This window comes from Micromonospora sp. ZG13 (assembly GCF_059359355.1).
Map to the genome: position 1 here is coordinate 72,959 of NZ_JCADBQ010000002.1, position 15,323 is coordinate 88,281.

The following is a 15,323-nucleotide window of genomic DNA, read 5'->3' on the forward strand; positions in this document are numbered from 1 at the left end:
GGCCCTTGTGGGGGCGCGCGCGTACCAAGATCTGTCCGCCGTCCACAGGGGCGGACGCGGGCGGTACGGGGTGGGCAGAGTTCGGGTGTGGCGAGGTCTTCGAGGTCGTTGGCGGGGCTGCGGCGGGCGTTGCCGGGTGACGACGCCGACGAGCTGACCTGGTTGCTGTTCCATCAGGAAGACGTGATCAGCCTGGACCAGGCCCGGTGCCACCTGTCGCCGAAGGCGATCCGGCACCGGGTCGCCACCCACCGTTGGCGCCAGGTGCACCGTGCCGTCTTCGTCGCCCACAACGGTCCGGTCGGTCCCGCCCAGCATCGATGGATCGCCGTGCTCGCCGCCGGGCCGGCCGCGGTGCTCGGCGGGCTCACGGCGGCCCATGCCTGGGGCCTACGCGGCTACGAGAGCCGGATCGTCGACGTGCTCCTGCCGGCCCCGCACCAGAGCCGCGCCCTGCCACCCGGCGTACGCCTGCACCGGAGCACCCTGCTCGGCGAGGAGGACGTGCTGCACGTCGGGCAGCCGCCCCGCACCATGCCTGCCCGGTCACTGGTCGACGCGGCGCAGTGGGCGGCGACTGACGAGCAGGCTCGGGCGGTCGTCGCCGCAGGCTTCCAACAGCGCCTCGTCGGCGGCGACGACCTGCACATGGTGCTGAACCGAATGCTCCGGGTCCGGCGCCGAAGCCTGATCCGACGGACCGCCGAGGACGCCGCCGGGGGCGCGCATTCCCTGGCCGAGTTGGACTTCCTCGACCTGGTGCGACGAGCGGGGCTTCCTGAGCCTTCCCGACAGGCCGTTCGACGCGACGCCGACGGGCGTCGCCGCTATCTCGACGTGTGGTTCGGGCGGTGGCGGGTGCACGTGGAGATCGACGGCGGGCAGCACCTCGACCCCGCCACCGCGTGGGCGGACATGCGCCGGCAGAACGACCTGTGGGTCGACGGCGACCGGGTGCTCCGTTTCCCCGCCTGGGCGGTACGCAACGACCCTCGAACGGTCCTCGCCCAGGTCAGAGCAGCCCTGCGAGCCGCCGGTTGGACGGGCTCGCCCTGACCCGGCGCCGGCAAGCTGCGCCGGATCTTGGTACGAACACGCCCTCCGAGGGGCGCGGTCGTACCAAGATCTCTTGCGGCAGCAGTTGCCGACGAGCGGTGGTCGCTCAGTCGGGGCTGGTGGTGGCCTTTCTGGGGGCCGCCTTCTTCGCCGGGGCCTTCCTGGCCGTGGTGGCCTTGGCCGTCGTGGTCTTCTTCGCGACCGTCGACTTGGTCGCCGCGGCCGTCTTCTTCGCCGCCGTGGCCTTCTTGGCCGGCGCCTTCTTCGCGGGCGCCTTCTTCGCGGCGGTCTTCTTCGGCACCGGCCCCTTCGCCCGCTTCTCGGCGAGCATCTCGGAGGCCTCCTCGATGCTCAGCGCCTCCGGGGTCTGGCCGCGCCGCAGCGACGCGTTGGTCTCGCCGTCGGTCACGTACGGGCCGAAGCGGCCGTCCTTGATGACCAGCGGCTTCTCCGTCAGCGGGTCGACGCCCATCTCCCGCAGGGGCGGCGCGGCGGCCCGACGCTGGCGGGTCTTCGGGGCGGCCAGCAGGGCCAGCGCCTCGTCCAGCGTGACGGTGAACATCTTCTCTTCGGAGTCCAGCGAGCGGAACTCGTCGCCGCGCTTGACGTACGGGCCGTAGCGGCCGTTGTTGGCGAGCACCTCGGCGCCGTCCGGGGCCACCCCGACCACCCGGGGCAGGCTGAGCAGCTTCAGCGCCTCGTCGAAGGTCAGCGAGTCCGGCGACTGCGAACGCAGCAGCGACGACTTGCGCTCGCCGCTGGCCACGTAGGGGCCGAAGCGGCCCGACTTGAGCAGGATCGGCTCGCCGGTGGCCGGGTCGTCGCCGAGCTTGCGCTCGCCCCCGCCGCCGAGGAACAGCTCGTGCACCTTCTCGGGGGTCAGCTCGTCGGGCGCCAGCCCCTCGGGGATCGGCGCCCGGTCGCCCTGGCCGCCGCCCTCCTCGCCCTCGGCGGCCGGCGCCTGCTGCTCGCCCGGCACCGCCCGCTGGAGGTACGGCCCGTAGCGGCCCACCCGCACGACGACCTCGCGGCCCTCGTCGTCGGTGAAGAGCGGGATCGAGTTGACGCTACGCGCGTCGATCTCGTTGAGGTTCTCGGTGACCAGCTTCTTCAGCCCGCCCGAGCGGGCGATGTCCTGGTCGCCGGCGCCGTTGGCGCTGCCGAAGTAGAACGCGGTGAGGAAGTCGACGGCGGCGTGGTCGCCGCCGGCGATCTCGTCCAGCTCGTTCTCCATGCTGGCGGTGAAGTCGTAGTCGATCAGGCGCGGGTAGTGCCGCTCCAGCAGGCCGATCACCGCGAACGCCAGGAAGGTCGGGATCATCGCCTGGCCGCGCTTGGTCACGTAGCCGCGGTCCTGGATGGTCTGCATGATCGACGCGTACGTCGACGGGCGGCCGATGCCCAGCTCCTCCAGGGCCTTGACCAGCGACGCCTCCGTGTAGCGCGACGGCGGCTGGGTGTGGTGGCCCTGCGCGGCCAGCTCGTCGGCGGTGAGCGGCTGGTCCTTGACCAGGTTGGGCAGGCGACGCTCGGCGTCCTCGGCCTCGGCGTTCTCGTCGTCGCTGGACTCGACGTACGCCCGCAGGAAGCCCGGGTCGGTGATGGTCTTGCCGGTCGCGCCGAAGTCGGCCTCCTCCTGCGCGGAGGAGACGGCGCGGATGCGCACCGAGACGCTGGAGCCGACGGCGTCGGTCATCTGCGAGGCGATGGTGCGCCGCCAGATCAGCTCGTAGAGCTTGAACTCCTCGGCCGACAGCTCCTTGGCCACGTCGCCCGGGGTGCGGAAGTTGTCCCCCGCCGGGCGGATCGCCTCGTGCGCCTCCTGCGCGTTCTTCACCTTGCCGGTGTAGCGGCGCGGCTCCGGCGGCACGCTGCGCTCGCCGTACAGCTCGACGATCTGCCGGCGGGCCGCCGCGATGGCGGTCTCCGACAGGTTCACCGAGTCGGTACGCATGTAGGTGATGTAGCCGTTCTCGTAGAGGCGCTGCGCGGTGCGCATCGTCTGCTGCGACGAGAACCGCAGCTTGCGGGCCGCCTCCTGCTGGAGGGTGGAGGTGATGAACGGCGCGTACGGGCGGCGGCGGTAGGGCTTCTCCTCGACCCGGGTGACCGTGAAGGGCCGGCCCTCCAGGCGGGCCGCGAGCCCCCGGGCGCCGCCGGAGTCGAGGTGCACGACGCCGGCGCCGGCCTTCACCCGGCCGGTGGTCGGCTCGAAGTCCTTGCCGGTGGCGATCCGGTCGCCGTTCAGCGCGACCAGGGTGGCGTTGAAGGTGCGCGGCCCCTCGCCGGCGTTCGCGACGGCCAGCGTGGCCAGGATGTCCCAGTATTCCGCCGTGCGGAAGGCCATCCGCTGCCGCTCGCGCTCCACCACGATCCGGGTCGCCACGGACTGCACCCGGCCCGCCGAGAGCTTCGGCATGACCTTCTTCCACAGCACGGGCGAGACCTCGTAGCCGTAGAGGCGGTCGAGGATGCGCCGGGCCTCCTGGGCGTCGACCAGGTCCCGGTCGATCTCGCGGGGGTTGGCCACCGCGGCCTGGATGGCCGGCTTGGTGATCTCGTGGAAGACCATCCGCTTGACCGGCACCTTGGGCTTGAGGGTCTCCACCAGGTGCCAGGCGATCGCCTCGCCCTCGCGGTCCTCATCCGTCGCCAGGAAGATCTCGTCGACCTCCTTGGCGAGCTTCACCAGCTTGCTGATCTGCTGCCTGCGGTCGGCGGAGACCACGTAGAGGGCGTGGAAGCCGTTGTCGACGTCCACCCCGAGGCGGGCCCAGGGCTCGCCCTTGTACTTCGCCGGCACGTCGGCGGCGTTGCGCGGGAGGTCCCGGACGTGGCCGAAGCTGGCCTCCACGACGTACCCCGGGCCGAGATAGCCCGAGATCGTCTTGGCCTTCGCCGGTGACTCGACGATGACCAGACGGGTGGTTCCAGCTTTGCTCGGCACGTCTCTCCCCGACCTCACTCCTGCTCGTAGCCACCGGCGCCCGGTTCCGGCCGCTTTCGGCCCGCCGACCCCCGGCGGTCCGGATGTCCAACGTAACGCGCCGCCCGCGTTTCGGGTTTCGCGGGCGGCAAACCGTCCCCTGGGGCGGCCTCTTCGATCCACCGGCGGCTGGGTGTGCCGGACGGCGCCACCGTACACCGTGCGTGTGCCGTCGGGCGGGACACTGTGACGATGGCGGACCCTCGGCCGAGGCGTCACCCGGCCGTTTTCTGCGAAATTGCGCACTTGCTGTCCCGCATCGGACAGGCCCGTGGGCCGTCAGGAACGGGCCGGCCAGGCCGTCGCGGGGGCGGCGGGCGGCGGGTCGCCGACCAGCTCCGCCAGGCGGGCGAGCCGCCGGCGGCCGGTGATCCGGTACGCCGGCCCGCCCTCGCCGGGCCCGAGCAGCGCCCCGGAGAGGCCGACCGCGTCGAGCGCCCCGCCGACCGGCCCCCAGCACTCCTCGTCGTCGGCGCCGAGCCCGAGCAGGAAGCCGGACGGCTCGGCGGCCCCGGCCGCGGCGAGCCAGATCCGCAGCCGCCGCCCGTTGAGGTGGAAGCCGGCGGGCGGTCGCTTGCCGGTGCCGCGCAGCCAGGCCACCGCGAGCGGCTTGAGCGTGCGCGCGTACGAGGTGCGCACCGCGTGCCGGCCGTCGGCGGTCGCCTCCCAGGTGGCCGCCACCCCGCGCAGCGCCAGCTCGGCGACGAGCACATGCACCCGCCAGGCGGCGTCGACCACGACCGAGAGCCGGGCCGTGCCGCCCATCCGGACCACCTCGCCCGGGCCGGCCAGCAGCCCGGCGAGGTCGGCGAGGGACGGGTCCGCCGCCTCCGCGCCGAAGAAGGTCAGCTGCCGGGCGGAGTCGTCGACGTCGGCCGGCGGGGGTGCGGTACGGCGGGCGGCCGGCGCGACCCGGTCCGCGGGGGCCGGGAAGAGCACGGGCAGCGCCTCGCCGCCCGCCGGGTCACCGGTCCCGCTCAGCGACACTCCGGCACCTCGTCGAAGGCGCGTTTCAACTCCTCGGAGTTGAGCCGGCTGGTGTCGAGCGCGCTGGCGTCGTACTCCTTGTTCAGGGTGTCCACGGCGGCGCGGACGCCGTCGTAGAAGGCGGTGGGCTGGCCGGTGCCGAGCCCGTCGATGGTGTCGCGGGCCCTGCCGTACGCGTCGCGCATCTTGGCCAGCGACGTGCGGAAGCCGGCGGAGACCTCCTCGCCCTGCTCGGCCTCCGGGACGCCGGCCTCCTCGACCTTGCGTCGGGCGGTCTCGCTGGCCTGCTCGGCGCCCCCGAAGAGCCGCACCAGGTTCTCCTTCGCCTGCGCCGGGGTGGTCTGGGCGGTCATCTGCTGGTCGGTGCTGCTGGTCAGCTTGCTGATCTCGGCCCGCCACGGGGTGAGCGCGGAGCAGACTGACGCCGCCCACGCCCGCGGGCTGGGGCCGCCGCCGCAGCCGGCGAGCACGAGTACGAGCGTGGCCAGGACCACCGTGAGCTTTCCGGCGGCTGCCGCCCGGCACGTGCGCATGCGTTGCAGCGTACGGCCTCTGTCGAGTCCCGGCACCGGACAGGTTTGCCGGGCGGACGGGCGGTCCCCGGCCGGCCACGCGGGCCGACCGGGGACCGGGACACCGGACGGATCAGGCGTTGACCGTCTCCGGCCGCTGGCCGGTGCTGCCCGCGCCCGAGCCGGAGTCGGAGTCGGACATCGCCACGCCCTTGCGCTTGCTGAACACCACCGCCGCGACGATGATCAGCGTCGCCACCACGGCGATCCCCACCCGCAGGGCGGTGTTCCGCTCGTCGCCCACGCTCCAGGCCACCACGGCCGGCGCGATCAGCAGCGAGACCAGGTTCATCACCTTGATCAGCGGGTTGATCGCCGGACCGGCGGTGTCCTTGAACGGGTCGCCGACGGTGTCGCCGATGACCGTGGCGGCGTGCGCCTCGGAGCCCTTGCCGCCGTACGCGCCGTCCTCGACGAGCTTCTTGGCGTTGTCCCAGGCGCCGCCGGAGTTGGACAGGAAGACCGCCATCAGCGTGCCGGCGCCGATCGCACCGGCCAGGTACGCCGCCAGCGCGCCCGGCCCGAGGCCGAAGCCCACCGCGATCGGCGCGAGGATGGCGAGCAGCCCGGGGGTGATCAGCTCGCGCTGCGCGTCCCGGGTGCAGATGTCGACGACCTTGCCGTACTCGGGGCGCTGGGTGCCGTCCATGATGCCGGGCAGTTCGCGGAACTGGCGGCGTACCTCCATCACGACCGCGCCGGCCGAGCGGGAGACCGCGTTGATGGCCAGGCCGGAGAAGAGGAACACCACCGCGGCGCCGATGATCAGGCCGACCAGGTTGCGCGGGTTCGCCACGTTCAGCGAGTTGAGGATCTCGGCGCCGACGTCGCCCACCCCCGCGTCGGAGTACGCGCTGCTCAGCGTGTCGGTGTACGAGCCGAACAGCGCCGTCGCGGCGAGCACCGCCGTGGCGATCGCGATGCCCTTGGTGATCGCCTTGGTGGTGTTGCCGACCGCGTCCAGCTCGGTGAGCGTCCGGGCGCCGTGCTCGTCGATGTCGCCGGACATCTCCGCCACGCCCTGGGCGTTGTCGGAGATCGGGCCGAAGGTGTCCATCGCGACGATCACGCCGACCGTGGTGAGCAGGCCGGTGCCGGCCAGCGCCACGGCGAACAGCGAGAGCGTGATGGAGCTGCCGCCGAGCAGGAACGCGCCGAACACGCCGGCGCCGATCAGCAGCGCCGAGTAGACCGCCGACTCCAGGCCGACGCTGATGCCGGCGAGGATGACGGTGGCGGCGCCGGTCTGCGAGCTCTTGCCGATGTCCTGCACCGGGCGCCGGTTGGTCTCGGTGAAGTAGCCGGTCAGCGCCTGGATCGCCGCCGCCAGCACGATGCCGATGACGACCGCGCCGATGGCGACCACCCGCGGGTTCTCGCTGACGTCGGTCAGCCCGCCCTCCAGCTCGGCGAAGGTGGCCGGCAGGTACGCCCACGTGGCGATCGCCACGAGCACCGCGGAGAGCACCGCCGAGATGTAGAAGGCCCGGTTGATCGCGGTCAGGCCGTTGCGGTCGGAGGCGCGCAGCCGGGTGATGAAGACGCCGACGATCGCGATGAGCACGCCGATGGTGGAGACGATCAGCGGAAAGACCAGGCCCTGCTCGCCGAACGCGGCGCGGCCGAGGATCAGCGCGGCGACCAGGGTGACCGCGTACGACTCGAAGAGGTCGGCGGCCATGCCGGCGCAGTCACCCACGTTGTCGCCCACGTTGTCGGCGATGGTCGCGGCGTTGCGCGGGTCGTCCTCGGGGATGCCCTGCTCGACCTTGCCGACCAGGTCGGCGCCGACGTCGGCGGCCTTGGTGAAGATGCCGCCGCCGACCCGCATGAACATGGCGAGCAGCGCGGCGCCGAAGCCGAAGCCCTCCAGCACGGTCGGCGCGTCGCTGCGGTAGAACAGCACGACCAGCGCGGCGCCGAAGAGGCCGAGGCCGACGGTGAGGAAGCCGACCACGCCACCCGTACGGAAGGCGATCTTCATCGCGGCCTCCCGGCCGCCCTCGCGCTCCCGGGCGGCGGCGGCCACCCGCAGGTTGGCCCGGGTGGCCAGCCACATGCCCGCGCCGCCGATGAACGCGCTGAACAGCGCGCCCACGACGAAGAATACGGACCGGCCGATCTTCACCGCCGTCTCGCTGCCGTCGGTGTCGTGCACCGGCAGCAGGAAGAGCAGCACCACGGCGACGACCACGAAGATCGCCAGGGTCCGGAACTGCCGCAGCAGATAGGCCGAGGCGCCCTCCTGGACCGCGCCGGAGATCTCCTGCATTTTGTTGGTGCCCTTGCCGGCGGCCAGCACGGCCTTCGTCAGCGCGCCGGCGAAGGCGAGCGCCACCAGCGCGATGACCGCGGCGATGACGACGTACGTGACGTTGTTTCCGGTGAGGGAGATCCCGCCGCCCTCGGCGGCCAAGGTGTCGGACATCTGTGTCCTCCTGTACCGAACGCTCGCGCCGGACGGTGGAGACGCACCGCCCGGCGCCTGGATGCGGAGTCGCAAGCGCGCGCCACCCCACCCCGGGCGGACCAGCGATGAACAACCGTTCCCGCTGGCTGCGGGATGGATCACTTGCTGACAACCCGCGTACTGTAGCCCTCCACAGTGTTGGAGGTCACACCGAGGGGGCACCCCGGGCCGATGATCTTCGTCGCTGTGTTATGAGGAAAAATCTGATATAGGAGCCCATCCATGCCAGAGAGGCCGCGCCCGGTGGGACACGGCCTCTCACGGCGTACGACGCCCTCAGCGAGGGCAATGGAAGATCAGCTCAACGGCCGACGGGCCAGACCATCCGCACCTCGGTGCCGACGCCCTCCTCGACCGGGCGGACCTGGAGGTCCTCGACGAAACCGGCCAGCAGGGCGAAGCCGACGCCGGTGGTCAGGTCGTCCTCGTTGAGCGACTCGTTGGCGAGCTGGTCGGCGTTCAGCGCGGCCAGGCCGAGACCCGCCTCGATCGGCGCGCGGTCGACGACGCGCACCGCGTACACCCCCGAGTCGGACATCTCCACGAGCACGGGCTCGGGCACGCCGTACTGGCGGTGCAGGGCGACGGCGCGGGTGCACGCCTCGCCGATGGCCAGCCGTACCTCGTCGAGCAGCTCCTCGCGGACCCCGGCCCGCCGGGCGACCGCCACCCCGACCAGGCGCGCGGTGCGTACGTGCACCGGGGCCGGCGAGAAGGAGAGCTTGACGGTGGCCATCAGACGCCGGTGCCGGCCGGGCCGGCGCCGATCGCCGCGTCGACCGTGGGATGCAGCGGGAAGACCTGGTCGAGCGCGGTGATCCGGAAGATCTTGAGCAGCGGCTCCTTGTCGCAGACCAGCGCGAACGAGCCGCCGGCCGCGCGCAGCCGCTTGAGCGCGCCGACCAGCACGCCCAGCCCGGTGGAGTCCAGGAAGTCGACCCGGCCCAGGTCGACCACGACGTGGCGGGCCCCGCCGTCGATCAGCTCGAGGAGCCGCTCCCGCAGCCGCGGCGCGGTGTAGACGTCCACCTCACCGCCGACCTCGAGCACCGTGTGCTCGCCCACGGTGCGGGTCGTCAGCGACAGCTCCATCGGTCCTCCCTCGCAAGAGCCGTAAACTCTCCTGGGCATCTAACCATCCCCGCCGGAGACCGGCTCTGCTCACCGGCGGAGGCCTCCCCATACCCCGGCCCCCCGTATTCCATCTCCGAACACCAGTGCGAGAGTGCAGGACGTGACCTCCGACCCGGCGCGCCGCAACCCGGGGCCGTCGTCCGCCGCCACCGTAGCCGCAGGTGGCGAGCTCGGGCGAACGCCGGCCGACCTGCTGGGCAGGCTGCGCGCCCGCACCGGCGCCGACCCGGTCACCCACGTCGAGCGGGTGCCGGCACGGGCCGGCGAGCCCGCCGGATGGCCGGACTGGGCGCCCGAGGAGCTACGCGCGGCGTTCGCCCGCCGCGGCGTGGTCGCGCCCTGGCGGCACCAGGCCGAGGCGGCCACCCTGGCGTACGACGGCCGGCACGTGGTGGTGGCCACCGGCACGGCGTCCGGCAAGTCCCTGGCCTACCAGCTTCCCGCCCTGGCCACCCTGCTCGGCGACCCCCGGGCCACCGTGCTCTACCTGGCGCCGACGAAGGCGCTCGCCGCCGACCAGTTGCGCGCCGTCGCCGCGCTGGAGCTGGAGGGCGTACGCCCGGCCTGCTACGACGGCGACACCCCGCGCGCCGAGCGGGAGTGGATCCGGAAGCACTCCCGGTTCGTGCTGACCAACCCGGACATGCTGCACCACGGCATCCTGCCCGGGCACGCCCAGTGGTCCGGCTTCCTGCGCCGGCTCACGTACGTCGTGATCGACGAGTGCCACACCTACCGCGGCGTCTTCGGCTCGCACGTCGCGCACGTGCTGCGCCGGTTGCGGCGGCAGTGCGCGCGGCTGCGCGGCGCGCCCGTCTTCGTGCTGGCCTCGGCCACCTCCGGCGACCCGGCGACGGCGGCCGGGCGGCTCACCGGGCTGCCCGTAACCGCCGTCACCGAGGACACCTCACCGCGCGGCGGGGTGACGTTCGCGCTCTGGGAGCCGCCGCTGCTGCCGCAGGACTCCGCCGCCGACCAGCAGGCGGACCTCACCCAGGTCCGCCGCTCGGCGCTGCGGGAGACGGCCGACCTGCTCGCCGACGCGGTCGCCGAGGGCGTACGCACGCTGGCCTTCGTGCGTTCCCGGCGCGGCGCCGAGGTGGTCGCGGCGAACGCCCGTCGCGCCCTCGACGAGGCGGTACCGGGGCTCGGCGACCGGGTGGCCGCCTACCGGGCCGGCTACCTGCGCGAGGAGCGGCGCGAACTGGAACGCGCGCTGCTGCACGGCGACCTGCTCGGCCTGGCCTCGACCAACGCGCTGGAGCTGGGCGTCGACCTGGTGGGCCTCGACGCGGTGCTCATCTGCGGGTACCCGGGCACCCGCGCCTCGCTGTGGCAGCAGGCCGGCCGGGCGGGGCGCTCCGGGCAGGAGGCCCTCGCCGTGCTGGTCGCCCGGGACGATCCGCTCGACACCTACCTCGTGCACCACCCCGAGGCGGTCTTCGGGCGCCCGGTGGAGGCCACCGTGCTCGACCCGGCCAACCCGTACGTGCTGGCCCCGCAGCTCGCCTGCGCGGCGGCCGAGGCGCCGCTGACCCCCGACGACCTGGCACTCTTCGGCGACGGGGCGAAGGAGGCGGTGGACCAGCTGGTGGCGGCCGGGGCGCTGCGGCAGCGGCCGACCGGCTGGTACTGGCGGCACCGGGAACGGCCCGAGGTGGACCTGCGCGGCGAGGGCGGCGCGCCGGTCTGCGTGGTCGAGGCGGCGACCGGGCGGCTGCTCGGCACCGTCGACGGCGGCTCCTCGCACTTCCTGCTCCACCCCGGCGCGGTCTACCTGCACCAGGGCGTCTCGTACGTGGTCGACTCGCTCGACCTGGCCGACGGCTGCGCGCTGGTGCACCCCGAGGAGCCCGACTGGTCCACCCACGCCCGCGACGTCACCTCGCTGTCGGTGGTGAGCGTGCGCTCGTACGTGGACGCCGGTCCCGTCGGGCTCTTCCTCGGCGAGGTCGACGTGACCAGCCAGGTGGTGTCGTACCAGCGGCGGCGGATCGCCACCGGCGAGGTCATCGACACCCGTCCGCTGGACCTGCCGGCCCGGGAGCTGCGTACCGTCGCGGTCTGGTTCACCCTGTCGCCGCAGTCGCTGACGGCTGCCGGCGTGGAACCCGCCGACGTACCGGGCGCGCTGCACGCCGCCGAGCACGCCGCGATCGGCCTGCTGCCGCTAACCGCGACCTGCGACCGCTGGGACATCGGCGGGCTCTCCACGGCGGTGCACCCGGACACCGAGGCCCCGACCGTCTTCGTCTACGACGGGCACCCGGGTGGGGCAGGCTTCGCCGAGCGCGCGTACGGGACGGCGGCGGCCTGGCTGCGCGCCACCCGGGACGCGATCGCGGAGTGTGGCTGCGAGGCGGGCTGCCCGTCCTGCGTGCAGTCCCCGAAGTGCGGCAACGGCAACAACCCGCTCTCCAAGCCGGACGCCGTCCGGGTGCTGGACGTGGTGCTCGCCAACCTGCCCGACGGCGTACCGGCCCCCGGCCCGTCCGAGGGCCGGCCGGGCGACCCTCCGGTTCCGGCGGGACGCGCCGCTCCGGACGACGACGCCGTCCCCGGCGCGCCGAGTAGGCCGGATGCTCGACGCGATCGGGGTGCTCCGGGGGCCCTACGCGATCCGGGGGCGCTGGGCGCTCCGGGGGCGCTGGGCGCTCCGCGCGATCCGGGCGACCCGTCCCGGCTCGCGGAGGCGGGCTCGGGGGACGTCGCCGTCCCGGGTGGTGGAAAGCAGGCATAGAACCCCTTCGCTCGGGGCAAACGAAGGCATGGGAGCGCTTCCATCGGTGCTCGCGGATCCTTAGCCGTCCTTGCCGTCCTCGCCGTCGAAGGAGGAGTCGTGGCCGACACCATCGCCGAGACCGTCGACCTGCTCTACACGATCGACCAGGAGAAGCTCACTCCCGACCAGCAGATCGCCCTGGGCACCGCGCTGGCCAGCCTGGCGCAGGCCGAACGCCTGGAACAGATCAACGAGCGGCTGCGCAGCATCCACCAGGTCCTCAACGCGTGGGCGCTCAAGGCGACCGTCGACGGGGGCCGCTGAGCCCGGCCGCACAGATCGCGAGGGTTCGCGCCGGGGGTCGGGGCGGGTCGTACGGTCGTGCCGGGTTGCGCCGGGCGGGTTGCGCGGTTGGGGGCGGGTTGCGCCGGTCGGCTGCGCGGTGGGGCGGCTTGCGCCGGTCATAGCGGGTTGTGCGGTCGGGGCGGCCACCGCCGGGGTGGCGGGGTGGTCGGGCAGCGGGTGACCGGGCGGGCGGCAGCCGGGGTGGCGGGGTGGTCGGGGCAGCGGGTGACCGGACGGGCGGCAGCCGGGTGGCGGTAGCGGCGGCGAGGGGCGGGTACTCGGCCCGGTACGCCGAACGTCGGCCGGACGGGCGCGTGGCCTGCGGGGAGGGCCGCGTGACCTGTCGGCGGCGGCGCGGTTGAAGCTGTGCGACACTCCGGCGACCCCTCGAAGGAGAACTTATGCAACTCGACAACCTGCAGGCCCAGCAGCAGTTCCACATCCGGCAGCGGCTCCGGATGATGGTCAACCAGTACGAGGTCCACGCCGTCGCACCGGACGGCTCCGAAGGCGGGCTGCTGGCGTTCGCCCAGCAGAAGCGACTCGCCTTCAAGGAGCAGGTGACGATCTACACCGACGACTCGAAGCAGCAGCCCCTGCTGGGGTTCAAGGCCCGCCAGCGCCTCGACATCGGCGCCACGTACGACGTGACCGACCACACCGGCAACCCGATCGGCCTGTTCCGCAAGGACTTCGCCCAGTCCCTGCTGCGGTCCACCTGGCACGTCGAGCAGCCCGGCCTGCCGCAGGTCGCCGGTCAGGAGCGCAGCATGCCGGTGGCGCTGCTGCGCCGGTTCGTCGACTCGCTGTCCTGGCTGCCCTACCACTTCGACTTCGTCGCCGGCGGTCAGCCGGTCTTCTCCGTCATCAAGCAGTGGGGCCTGCGCGACCGGTACGTCGTACAGATCCACAACCCGCAGGTCGACCGCCGCCTCGTGATCGCGATGGCCGTCGCCCTCGACGCCCTCCAGGGGCGCTGACCCGCCCGGGTCGGGGTGCCGACTCCCGTCGCCCCGGCCCGGTCGCGTCTCCGTACCGGCCTGCCGCTCAGCCACGGACGGGGCCGGCACGGGCGCTCGCCGTCGCCGCCCGCGCCAGGCCGGGCAGCGGGGTGACGGCGACCTCGGCGGTCACCAGGAGGTCCAGGCCGTCGAGCCGACAGGCCAACAGCCGCCCACCGTTGGCGCCGGCGATCTCGACAGCCCGACCGCAGGCCGCCGGCTCACCCAGGAGGGCCTGACCGGCACCGGCGAGCGCGCCGAGGTCCGCCGCCACCCGGGCCTGCTGCCGGGCCGTGCGGGCCGCACCGACGGCCGCGCCGAACAACCCGACCATGACGAACGCCAGCCCCACGGCGAGCAGACAGACGGTCGCCCCACCACGATCTCCGGCAGGCCGTACCCCTTCCTCCCGCGCTTGCGCCGGGCCTCCGCGCGGCTGGCCGGCACCCCTGCGCCGCCCGGTCACGGCCCGCCCTCCCCCGGCTCGACGGTCGGCGTCGAGACCTGCACGGCACTGGCGGTTGGCGCCCCCGGGCCGCCCGGTCACGGCCCGCCCTCCGCCGGTTCGGCGACCGGCGTGGCGGGCTCCGCGACATCGGGCGGCCCGGTTGGCGCCCCCGGGCCGCCCGGTCACGGCCCGCCCTCCGCCGGTTCGGCGACCGGCGTGGCGGGCTCCGCGACATCGGGCGGCGCCGACGCCCCGGGGGTGGTCGACCGGACGGGGCTGCCGGCGGACTCCGCGACGCCGGGTTCGATGGCTGCCACCGCCGTGGCGGTCACGGAGATCCGGGGCAGCCGGGAGCCGAGCGCGCGTACGGGCGCCCGGACGGTGGCGACGACCCGCTGGCCGTCGACGGTGACGGTCACCTCCGCCCCCGGCGGGGTCGCTCGGCTGGCTGCGGCCGCCCCGTCGGCGCCCCGGGAGGCGGCCAGCGCCGCCTCCCGGGCCGCGTGCAGGCAGCCCGCCCTCGTGCCGACGGCGTTGACCGCCGACAGCCCGGCGAGCAGGAGCAGCAGGAGCGCCGGCAGGCCGGCCGCCAGTTCGGCCGTGAAGGAACCCCGGTCACGGCCGGCCGACCGGCGCCGGTTCACTTGAGTGCCCGGTCGATGACGGCGGTCAACGCGGACTGCACGTTGCCCGAGGTCAGCACCTTCAGCAGGATCCCGGCGAAGGCGACCGCGGCCAGGGTGCCGACGGCGTACTCGGCGGTGTTCATCCCGGCGTCCCCGCGCAGGCGGGCGAGCAGTTTGCGCACGTTGTGGTCCTTTCTCGAGGGTGGTCAGAGCACGTCGCCGAGGACGGCGACGATCACCGGCACCAGGCCGGCGAGAATGAAGGCCGGCAGGAAGCAGAGCCCCAACGGCAGGACGATGAGCACACCGGCCCGGCGCGCGGCCGCCTCCGCGGCGGTGGCCCGGTCGGCGCGAAGGTCGTCGGCGAGTCGGGTCAGCGCGCCGGCCAGCGCGGCTCCGCTGTTGGCGCTGCGCAGCACGGCGGCCGTCAGCCGGTCGGCTCCCGGCACCGCCGCGAGCGGCGCCCACGCCTCCTCGGGGCCGCCGCCGAGCCGCAGCAACCGGCCGACCCGGGCGAGTCGGTCGGCGAGCGGCCCGTCCAGCGCCCCCGCCACGGCCAGGACCGACCTGTCCACGGGCGCCCCCGCCCGCATCGCCGCCGCCAGCAGGTCGGCGGCGAGCGGCAGATCGGCCGCCTCCCGCAGCCGCCGGTTCCGTACGGCCGGGGGCTCGATGCGACGGAGCAGCCGGTCGAGCAGCAGCGTCGTCGGCAGGGCAGCCACCACCCCGGGCCAGCCACCGACGACGACCACCACCGCCACGCCGCCCAGGCCGGAGGCGACCCGGATGGCGTCCGGCCGCCGGCGGGGACGGACGCCATCGGTCGCGGCCTCACGGGACCCGGCAGGCCGGCGGGGCGGCGCGGCCGGGTGGACGCCGACGGGTGCCCTGCGCAGGGCACGCAGCCGGCGCAAGGGCCGCCGGCCCGCCGCGAGCGTCGCGGCGAGCAGGGCCGCCGCCACCACAAGGCCCACCA

13 protein-coding genes and 1 pseudogene are annotated in these 15,323 nt (G+C 74.1%); 4 read left to right on the top strand and 10 right to left on the bottom strand.

The annotated features are described in order from the left end of the window. The first annotated feature begins 87 nt into the window (after nt 1–87). The gene (locus tag AC5L34_RS04240; protein ID WP_441173505.1) at nt 88–1,056 is read left to right on the top strand and encodes a DUF559 domain-containing protein; all 969 of its coding nucleotides are present in this window, start codon (nt 88–90) and stop codon (nt 1,054–1,056) included. A 106-nt stretch (nt 1,057–1,162) separates the two neighbouring features. Here AC5L34_RS04240 and topA read toward each other — a convergent pair whose 3' ends face one another. From topA to AC5L34_RS04270, 6 genes are all read right to left on the bottom strand, one after another. Then, nucleotides 1,163–4,003 carry a type I DNA topoisomerase gene (gene topA, locus AC5L34_RS04245; protein WP_441173506.1) on the bottom strand — a complete coding sequence of 947 codons (2,841 nt, stop codon included), beginning with the start codon at nt 4,001–4,003 and terminating at the stop codon, nt 1,163–1,165. 318 nt (nt 4,004–4,321) lie between these two features. Beyond that, nucleotides 4,322–5,029 carry a hypothetical protein gene (locus tag AC5L34_RS04250; protein WP_441173507.1) on the bottom strand — a complete coding sequence of 236 codons (708 nt, stop codon included), beginning with the start codon at nt 5,027–5,029 and terminating at the stop codon, nt 4,322–4,324. Beyond that, nucleotides 5,020–5,562, bottom strand: coding sequence for a hypothetical protein (locus AC5L34_RS04255; RefSeq protein WP_441173508.1), 543 nt, complete (start codon nt 5,560–5,562; stop codon nt 5,020–5,022). Before AC5L34_RS04255 ends, AC5L34_RS04250 begins: the two co-directional genes overlap by 10 nt. A 112-nt stretch (nt 5,563–5,674) precedes the next feature. Further along, the gene (locus AC5L34_RS04260) at nt 5,675–8,029 is read right to left on the bottom strand and encodes a sodium-translocating pyrophosphatase (RefSeq protein ID WP_441173509.1); all 2,355 of its coding nucleotides are present in this window, start codon (nt 8,027–8,029) and stop codon (nt 5,675–5,677) included. Nucleotides 8,030–8,372: 343 nt separating this feature from the next. Then, nucleotides 8,373–8,807 (bottom strand): ATP-binding protein, encoded by a 435-nt coding sequence (locus AC5L34_RS04265; RefSeq protein WP_089002396.1) that lies wholly within the window; start codon nt 8,805–8,807, stop codon nt 8,373–8,375. Next, entirely contained in the window at nt 8,807–9,163 is a 357-nt protein-coding gene (locus AC5L34_RS04270) for an STAS domain-containing protein (RefSeq protein WP_089002397.1), read from the bottom strand. Before AC5L34_RS04270 ends, AC5L34_RS04265 begins: the two co-directional genes overlap by 1 nt. A 142-nt stretch (nt 9,164–9,305) precedes the next feature. Between AC5L34_RS04270 and AC5L34_RS04275 the strand changes: the two are divergent. The 3 genes and pseudogenes from AC5L34_RS04275 to AC5L34_RS04285 form a co-directional block, all read left to right on the top strand. Next, nucleotides 9,306–11,678: pseudogene (locus tag AC5L34_RS04275) on the top strand (DEAD/DEAH box helicase); the annotation flags it as partial. 366 nt (nt 11,679–12,044) lie between these two features. Then, complete coding sequence (locus AC5L34_RS04280) at nt 12,045–12,251, top strand: hypothetical protein (protein ID WP_121397051.1); 207 nt, start codon at nt 12,045–12,047, stop codon at nt 12,249–12,251. A gap of 422 nt (nt 12,252–12,673) precedes the next feature. Continuing rightward, on the top strand, nt 12,674–13,252 hold the full coding sequence (locus AC5L34_RS04285; protein ID WP_494823836.1) for an LURP-one-related family protein: 579 nt from the start codon (nt 12,674–12,676) through the stop codon (nt 13,250–13,252). A 67-nt stretch (nt 13,253–13,319) separates the two neighbouring features. Here AC5L34_RS04285 and AC5L34_RS04290 read toward each other — a convergent pair whose 3' ends face one another. The 4 genes from AC5L34_RS04290 to AC5L34_RS04305 form a co-directional block, all read right to left on the bottom strand. Beyond that, nucleotides 13,320–13,739: an Rv3654c family TadE-like protein gene (locus AC5L34_RS04290; protein WP_441173511.1), complete on the bottom strand. Its 420-nt coding sequence runs from the start codon at nt 13,737–13,739 to the stop codon at nt 13,320–13,322. 164 nt (nt 13,740–13,903) lie between these two features. Beyond that, nucleotides 13,904–14,365, bottom strand: a complete 462-nt coding sequence (locus AC5L34_RS04295) for a TadE family type IV pilus minor pilin (protein ID WP_441173512.1) — start codon at nt 14,363–14,365, stop codon at nt 13,904–13,906. Next, on the bottom strand, nt 14,362–14,490 hold the full coding sequence (locus AC5L34_RS04300; protein ID WP_208418639.1) for a DUF4244 domain-containing protein: 129 nt from the start codon (nt 14,488–14,490) through the stop codon (nt 14,362–14,364). The genes AC5L34_RS04295 and AC5L34_RS04300 overlap by 4 nt, the downstream gene beginning before the upstream one ends. A 63-nt stretch (nt 14,491–14,553) precedes the next feature. Continuing rightward, on the bottom strand, nt 14,554–15,321 hold the full coding sequence (locus AC5L34_RS04305; RefSeq protein WP_441174061.1) for a type II secretion system F family protein: 768 nt from the start codon (nt 15,319–15,321) through the stop codon (nt 14,554–14,556). Between the last annotated feature and the right edge of the window lie 2 nt (nt 15,322–15,323).

What these genes read in the sequence shown, in the direction of transcription:
- AC5L34_RS04255 (WP_441173508.1), bottom strand. Translation starts at nt 5,562, where the DNA reads ATGCGCACGTGCCGGGCGGCAGCCGCCGGAAAGCTCACGGTGGTCCTG.
- AC5L34_RS04260 (WP_441173509.1), bottom strand. Translation starts at nt 8,029, where the DNA reads ATGTCCGACACCTTGGCCGCCGAGGGCGGCGGGATCTCCCTCACCGGA.
- AC5L34_RS04265 (WP_089002396.1), bottom strand. Translation starts at nt 8,807, where the DNA reads ATGGCCACCGTCAAGCTCTCCTTCTCGCCGGCCCCGGTGCACGTACGC.
- AC5L34_RS04270 (WP_089002397.1), bottom strand. Translation starts at nt 9,163, where the DNA reads ATGGAGCTGTCGCTGACGACCCGCACCGTGGGCGAGCACACGGTGCTC.
- AC5L34_RS04285 (WP_494823836.1), top strand. Translation starts at nt 12,674, where the DNA reads ATGCAACTCGACAACCTGCAGGCCCAGCAGCAGTTCCACATCCGGCAG.
- AC5L34_RS04300 (WP_208418639.1), bottom strand. Translation starts at nt 14,490, where the DNA reads ATGAACACCGCCGAGTACGCCGTCGGCACCCTGGCCGCGGTCGCCTTC.